This window comes from bacterium (genome assembly GCA_021372615.1).
Classification (GTDB): Bacteria; Armatimonadota; Zipacnadia; order Zipacnadales; family UBA11051; genus JAJFUB01.
In genome coordinates this window covers 61734-69177 of the sequence record JAJFUB010000132.1, presented here as the reverse complement: position 1 = coordinate 69177, position 7444 = coordinate 61734, and the positions used below count along the sequence as shown (strand labels likewise).

Genomic DNA, 7444 nt, shown 5'->3' with positions numbered 1-7444 from the left:
GACCGCGACTGCCCACGGGTCGCGGTCGGTGACCGCTCCCACACGGCTGTGCCTCGCCTCTCGCTCTGTGCCAGTCCGGAAAGGAACTCCCATGCTCGACTTCCCCGTACGCGAGACGATTCTCGACAACGGCCTGAAGGTGCTGACCGTCGAGCACCGGGTGGCGCCCATCACCAGCGTGTGGACGTGGTACCGTGTGGGCAGCCGCAATGAGCGCCCCGGCATCACCGGCATCTCGCACTGGACCGAACACATGTGCTTCAAGGGCGGCGCCGAGTTCGGCAAGGGCGACATCTTCAAGGAAGTGTCCCGCGTCGGCGGCATGAACAACGGCATGACCGGCACGGACTACACGGTGTACTTCGAGACGCTACCCTCCGACCACGCCGAACTGGGCCTGCGCATCGAGGCGGACCGCATGGCCAGCGCCCGCTTCGAGCCCGACGAAGTCACTTCCGAGCGCACGGTCATCATCTCCGAGCGCGAGGGCGCCGAGAACTACCCGCAGTTTCTGCTGTTCGAGGAGCTGTCCCTGGCCGCCCTGCGCACCCACCCGTACCGCTGGTCGGTCGTCGGCTGGAAGGCGGACCTGCAGCGCATCACCCACGCCGACCTGTGGAGCCACTACAAGTCCTTCTACGCCCCCGACAACGCTGTGCTGCTCATCGTGGGCGACTTCGAGACCGAGGCCATGCTGGCCGACGTGCAGCGGCTCTATGGCGGCATCGCGGGCCATGCGGACGTGCCCGAGGTCCGCTCCGTCGAGCCGCCGCAGGAGGGCGAGCGGCGCTTCGTGCTGCGTCGCCCCGGCACCGCCGCCTACCTGGGCATGGCCTTCCACATCCCCCAGGCCGGGCACGCGGATGAGCCTGCCCTACGCGTGCTCACCTCCATTCTCAGCGGCACGGGCAGCCTCTCCTGGATGGCGCCCGGGGGCGGCGGGTGGAAGACCTCACGTCTGTACCGCGCTCTGGTGGATACCGAGCTGGCCACCAGCGCGGGCTGCCGTCTGACACCCGGGAGCATTGACCCCGGCCTGGCGAACTTCTTCGTCACTGCGCGCGTGGGCGTGGAGCCCGAGCGGATCGAGGAGGCCGTCCTGAAGGTCATTGAGGAGGCCCTGGCCGCCCCGCCGACCGAGGACGAGATGCAGAAGGCCAAGACGCAGATTCGCGCCGCCGTCGCCTACACCGGCGAGGGCGCCACCGGCATCGCCGGCCTGCTGGGACAGGCGGAGATGGTCGGCAGCTACCGCGATGTCACGACGCTGGAGAGCAAGGTGGAGGCGGTGACGGCTGAGGATGTGCTGCGCGTCGCCCAGACCTATCTGACGCCCAATACCCGCACCACCGGGTGGTTCCTTCCGACTGATGAGAAGGACGCCAGTAACGCGGGCGGCTCGCCCGCGCGGGCAGGCGAGCCGCCTGCCCTACTGCCCGCCCTGCCCGCCATGGCCTTGGGCGGGGTACAAGCCCCCGCCGTACAGCAGTTCTTCTTCTACACCGGCCTGGAGATGTTCCGTCAGGCCCGGCGCGAGACGCTCGACAACGGTCTGCGTGTCGTCGCCTGCCAGTCGTCACTGACGCCTTCGGTCTCCCTCGGCGGCGTCTTCAAGGGCGGCAGTGTGCTCGACACCGCTGCCCAGGCCGGCCGGGCGCGCTTCGCCGCCGCCAGCTTCGAGCGCGGCACCACCACGAAGACCTACCGCGAGCTGTCTGAGGCCCTCGATGGGGTCGGGGCCACCTTCGGGGTCGGCTCGACCGTGGAGGGCACCCAGTTCTTCGGCAACTCCCTCAGCGGGAACCTCGACCTGCTGCTGGACACTGCGACCGACATGCTCCTGAACCCGACCTTCCCCGAGGAGGAGATCGGCAAGGTCCGGTCGGAGATCCTGACCTCGTTGCGCGAGAACGAGGACAGCACCCGCGACGTGGCGCTGAAGGCGGCGCGGCAGCTGCTGTACCCCGCCGGGCACCCGTACCACACCTGGGAGCGCGGGGAGAGCGAGGCCATTGCGGCGCTAACCCGCGAGGACCTGCTGGCCTACCATCGGGAGGCGGTTCACCCCGACAGGGGCATCGCCGTCTTGGTCGGTGATATGGATCCCGAGCGCGCCGTGGATATGGTCCGCGAGCGTCTGGGGACCTGGCAGCCGGCCCAGCCCCCGGCGGCCTTCCCCGAGCTGGCCGCCGAGCCTCCCGCCGAGATGGTCACGCGCGATGTGCCCATGGCCAGCAAGACCCAGTGTGACATCGTGATGGCCACCACCGGCGTGCCCCGGCCCCACGAGGACTTCCTGCCCCTGAGCTTCGCCATCAACATCCTGGGCCAACTGGGCTTCATGGGGCGCTTCGGGGCGACCGTGCGCGATGAACTGGGGCTGGCCTACTACTGCTATGCCGCCGGCGGCGAGCTGCACGGGCCGGCCATGTGGTTCGCCCAGGCCGGCGTCAACCCCAAGAACGTCCAGTTGGCCACAGACACGATGCTCCAGCAGACGCGCCAGATGCAGCAGGAGCTGGTCAGCCAGGAGGAGTACGACCACCTGGTCGCCAACCTGCTCGGCTCCCTGGCGATGCTCCTGGAAGGCAAGAGCAAGATCATGTGGTGCCTCCTGAGCATCGAGAAGTGGGGGCTGGGCGAGGACTACTACGAGCGCTATCCCGACCTGGTCCGCGGCGTGACGCGGGAAGCGATCCTCGAAGCCGCCCGCAAGTACTTCCGCCCCGACGCCCACGTGCGGGTGGTGGCCGGCCCGGAGTGGCAGGGGTAGGGGATGGTGGGATGGGGGATGAGGCGATGAGGGGATGAAGGGCCGGGGGATGGACAGGGCGTGGGAGCGGTCACCGACCGCGAACGGATGGCGGGATGATCGCGTGGGCGCGCGTGTCCCCACGCGCGTAGGTCGTCGCGTGCCCACGACGATGCGGCTCTGGAGAGCCGCGCTCCATCGGGTAGGCTCCCGTACTCCGTGACTTCTGTGTGGCCGGCTAGTCGCGGCGCGTGGCCCGGAGGTACAGGTTGGTGACCTGCCCGGCCAGCGCGTCACCCTCGCCCGCCGGGTAGGGCGCTTTGCCCAGCACCTCCACCGCGAAGCCGGCCCGGTCCAGCGCCTGCAGGTAGGCCTTCGCAGGGGACGCCAGTCTCAGCCATTCATGCCAGATGGGGTCCACCTGGTCGAGCAGCGCTTGGTCGCACGCACCCTCGAACATCAAGTCGGTGATGAGTGCCCGGCCGTTGGACCGCAGGCAGCGTCGGACCTCCTCGAAGGCCCTCAGCTTGTCGGCGCAGTGGTTCAGTACGCAGTTGGATAGCGCCACATCCACGCTCGCGTCCGCCAGGGGCAGGCTCTCGATCTCACTGACGGCGAAGCTTACGTTCCCCAGACCGGCCTGGCTGGCGTTGCGCCGGGCCTTCCCGACCATCTCCGGCGTGGCATCCACCCCGATGACGCGCCCGGTAGGGCCGACCCGGCGCGCAGCCAGCAGCGCGTCAAGCCCCACACCGCTGCCCAGATCGAGCACCACCTCCCCCGGACGCAGTTCCGCCAACGCCAGGGGGTTGCCGCAGCCGAAGCTGATGACGGCCGCTGGCGGCAGGGCTCGCAACTCCGCCTCGTCGTACCCCAGGTGCAGTGCCCGCTGCCGAGCCCGCTCGTCCTCAGCCATCTGCGCGTACCGTCGCTGCAGTTTCCCTCGGTTGGACATGGGTCTCACCTTCTGGGCGGGAAGGGGATCGGCCGCGCGACGCGAAACTGGCGGCAACCTGTTCAAGGAGATCGCGATGCCACGCTATTCACTGCTTCTAGCTGCAATCCTCCTGGCTGGCGCGGCCGTGGCCGCGCCGGACGTTGTCGCCATCAGGGCAACCGCACCCCCCATGCTGGACGGCAAGCTCGATGACGCCGTCTGGCAGCAGGGGCAGTGGTATAGCAACTTCACGCTGCTGGGCGAAGGCGCCAGGCCGGCGACGGCCCAGACGCGCTTCAAGGTCGCCTTCGATGACCAGAAGCTCTACCTGGCCGCCGAGTTGCTGGAGCCGCAGATGGACAAGCTGGTCGCTCGTGAGACCGCGCGCGACGGCCACGTCCACCGGGATGATGTGTTCGAGTTCATGATCGTCCCGAGCAGCTCACGGCTGGACTATGTCCACTTCTCGCTCAACCCGTTGGGGACGCTATACGATGCCGAGCGGCGGCAGGGCGGCAATGTGGGCACCCCGGAATGGGACGCGGACTGGCAGGCCGCCACCGGCAAGACCCCGACCTCCTGGACGGTGGAGGTGGCCATCCCGTTCACGGAGCTGCCTCTCACGAGCCTGTCGAAGGGCGATTGGGCCCTCAACGTCGCGCGCGAGCGGCAGGCCGGCAAGCAGGAGCTGTCGAGCTTCACCGAGGGCCGCGGGGGCTTCCACCAGCCGAATCTGTATGCCACGCTCAAGCTCCCGGGCGCGGACCTCAGCCCCTTCCTGTGGACAGTCAAGAACCCCTACGAGACCGCCTTCCAGCCCGAGGGCGAGCGGCTGTTCTATGCCGGCAAGCTGCACGTCACCAATGACACCGGGCGGTTCTGGTTCGTGCGCCTGAAGCCCGAGCTTGTGTCGAAGGCCGGCAGCAGCGCCGGGCGGGTCGTGTCCGCCGGCTTCGACGCCACCCAGGGCCGCGAGCTGGCCTTCCGGGTGCCGGTGCGCGAGCAGGGACCGCAGACGCTACGGCTGGTGCTGGTGGACCGCCAGCAGCCCGACCGGGTGCTGTGCGTGCGCAAGTTCCCGCTGACGCTGACCTATACCCCCCTCGCCATTGACATCACGCAGCCCTCGTACCGCGACTGCATCTACGCCAGCCAGCAGATCGCCGAGGTGCAGTTCACGGTGCAGTCGGCGTTGGCGCCTGAGATGCTGGCGGGCAAGATGCTGCACGCGGTGCTGGTGCCGGCCGGGGCCCAGTCGCCCGCCGAGGCCAAGCCCGTGTCGCGCGCCAAGCCCCAGCCCGCGGCCCCGACCGTGATGATGAGCCTGCCCGCCGACAAGCTGGAGGTGGGGGACTACCGGCTGATCGTGACGCTCATGGACAAGAGCGGGCAGGTCGTCCACTCGGCGCAGAAGACGTTGCGCAAGCTCCCGCCGCCGCCCAATGGGCACGAGTGGCGCGTGGATGAGCACAATGTGCTGCTGCACAACGGGAAGCCCTTCATGCCCTACGGCTGGTTCAGCCAGGCCCCGGCCACCTTCGACCCGGCAGACGGCTACACGGTCCTGCAGGCGTACAGCAAGGAGTACTTCGCCGAGGACGTGGTACGGGCGTGGTTGGACGAAGTGGCGGCGAAGGGCGCCTACGCCACCTTCAGCCCCTACAGCCGGGCCTTCATGAACCGGGACGAGGATGTGAAGCGCCCGCTCAACGAAGCCGAGAAGACCGAGTTGACGCGGCGGGTGAAGGCCCTGATGGACCACCCCGGCCTGTTCGCCTGGTACATGGCAGACGAGCCGGAGCTGCGGCCCGTCCTGCCCCAGCGCGCCCAGGAGATCTACGAAGTCGTGCGCGATACCGACCCGTACCACCCGTGCATCATGCTCAACGACACCATCCCCGGGATCGCCCGTTACGAGCGGGGCGGGGATGTCCTGATGCCCGATCCGTATCCGTGCTTCCTCAAAGGCGGGCTGGCCGCCTCACCCATCGAGAAGACCGGGCAGTTCATGCAGGCCGTCCGCGAAGCGACCGGTGGCCGCAAGCCCGCCTGGGTGACACCCCAGGCCTTCAACTACGGGGACTACGGCAAGAGCGGCAACCGCGGGCCGAACCTGATGGAGATGCGCAACCAGGCCGTCCAGGCGACCGTCTACGGCGCCAAGGGGTTCATCTGGTACACCCACTCGCAGATCAGCAACTACCCTGATCTGTTCCTGGGAATGCCGTTCCTCGCCCGCGAAATGAAGGACCTGCAGGAAGCCGTTCTGGCGCCCGACGCCCCCGGCGTGGTCACCGTCAAAGCCCCCAAGCCCGAGCACCTTCACGTCTCCGCGCGCCGCGTCGGCAATGATCTCTTCATCTTCGCAGTGAACACCGCGACGGAGCCGCAGGAGGTAAGCCTGAGCCTCAAGGGTGCCCCGGCGACGTTGGCCGTCGTGTCCGAGGGGCGCAGTGTCACGCTCAACGGCGGGACGCTCACTGATCGCTTCGAGATCTACGACAGCCACATCTACACCACCCGGACGGCGCTGGCCGGCCGGGCCTCGCTCCAGGCTGCCCGCGAGACCATCGCCAGAGCCGAAGGCGAGCGCAAGCAGCCCGGCAACCTGGCCTTCGAGGACAGCGGCGTGCGCGTTGTCATCTCCAGCGGGTCGGTGTATGGCAACAACCCTGACCGCGTCGTGGATGGCATCACCACCTCCATGGGCTGGAACGCCAAGGAGGCCAAGGGTGAGCAGTGGCTGCAGCTCATCTGGCCCGCCGAGCAGCAGATCGGTCGCGTGGTGGTGTACTCCACCAGCCTCGCCGCTGCCGAGGTGCAGGTTCCCGGCGCCGCGGAGGGCGAGTGGAAGACCGTGGGCACGCTGGCCGGCGACGGCCCGCTGACCGTGTCGTTCGACCCGGTCAAGGTGAAGACACTGCGCATCCTCGCCGGGAAGCTGCTGCCCGAGCAGAAGACGCCGGGCCTACAGGAGGTCGAGGCGTATGCGAAGTGAGCCGGTCGCAGTCCCTGTCCGCCCGTGCGGCCTGGCGGCCATCGGGCTCCTGGCGGCACTGGTGTTCGTGGCCGGGTCGGCCTCGGCAGAGCTGCTCGCCCACTGGCCCCTCGATGAGATCAGGGCCGGCGTCGTCGCCGATGGCAGCGGCCACGGGCATGACGCCGTGGCGAACGGCCTGGAGGGCCGCCTGCCGCAGGTGGTGGACGCCATCACCCCGCATGGCCTGCGCTTCGCGGCCAAAGACGAGCAGTTCCTGGAGATCAAGAACGTCGAGGGGCTGACGGCTCCGGCCGCCTTCACCGCCATGGCCTGGATCAAGCCGGCGGGGCGAGGCGCCACCTACGAGATCATCGGCAACAAGGGCGACCGCAGCGGCAATCCGCCCTGGCCCGGCTGGCGCCTGCGCTACTTCTGGACGCGCGTGGCCTTCGAGTACGGCTCGGCGGACGGGTCCGAGACGCGCCTGTACAGCCCCGAGTGGTCCGTTCCCGCGGGTCTCTGGAGCCATGTGGCCGCCACGTATGACGGCAAGACCATCGCGGTCTACGTGGACTGCGAGCAGATGGGGGAGAGCGCGGTGACGCAGCCGATCCTGCCGGCCTCGCGCCCCTTGGTCATCGGCAACTACATCGGCCGCAAGAACGCGTACGCCTTCGACGGCGTGGTGGATGAGATCCGTATCTTCGACACTGTGCTGTCAGAAGAGGGGATCTTCGCCGCCGCCACGCAAGGGATGCGCTGACGCCCCTCCGCC

The 7444-nt window shown here is 68.7% G+C and carries 4 protein-coding genes; 3 read left to right on the top strand and 1 reads right to left on the bottom strand.

Going from position 1 to position 7444, the window contains the following annotated elements; genetic code table 11:
* Positions 1-91 precede the first annotated feature (91 nt).
* The gene (locus LLH23_19790) at positions 92-2773 is read left to right on the top strand and encodes an insulinase family protein (GenBank protein MCE5240710.1); all 2682 of its coding nucleotides are present in this window, start codon (positions 92-94) and stop codon (positions 2771-2773) included.
* 217 nt (positions 2774-2990) lie between these two features.
* Here the strand turns inward: LLH23_19790 and LLH23_19785 are convergent, their stop codons facing one another.
* Positions 2991-3707, bottom strand: coding sequence for a methyltransferase domain-containing protein (locus LLH23_19785; GenBank protein ID MCE5240709.1), 717 nt, complete (start codon positions 3705-3707; stop codon positions 2991-2993).
* Between the two features lie 76 nt (positions 3708-3783).
* On the opposite strand from LLH23_19785, the gene LLH23_19780 reads away from it, so the two are divergent.
* Together LLH23_19780 and LLH23_19775 are read left to right on the top strand one after the other, a co-directional pair.
* Positions 3784-6687 (top strand): carbohydrate binding family 9 domain-containing protein, encoded by a 2904-nt coding sequence (locus LLH23_19780; GenBank protein ID MCE5240708.1) that lies wholly within the window; start codon positions 3784-3786, stop codon positions 6685-6687.
* Positions 6677-7432, top strand: a complete 756-nt coding sequence (locus LLH23_19775; protein MCE5240707.1) for a LamG domain-containing protein — start codon at positions 6677-6679, stop codon at positions 7430-7432. The genes LLH23_19780 and LLH23_19775 overlap by 11 nt, the downstream gene beginning before the upstream one ends.
* Positions 7433-7444: the final 12 nt, after the last annotated feature.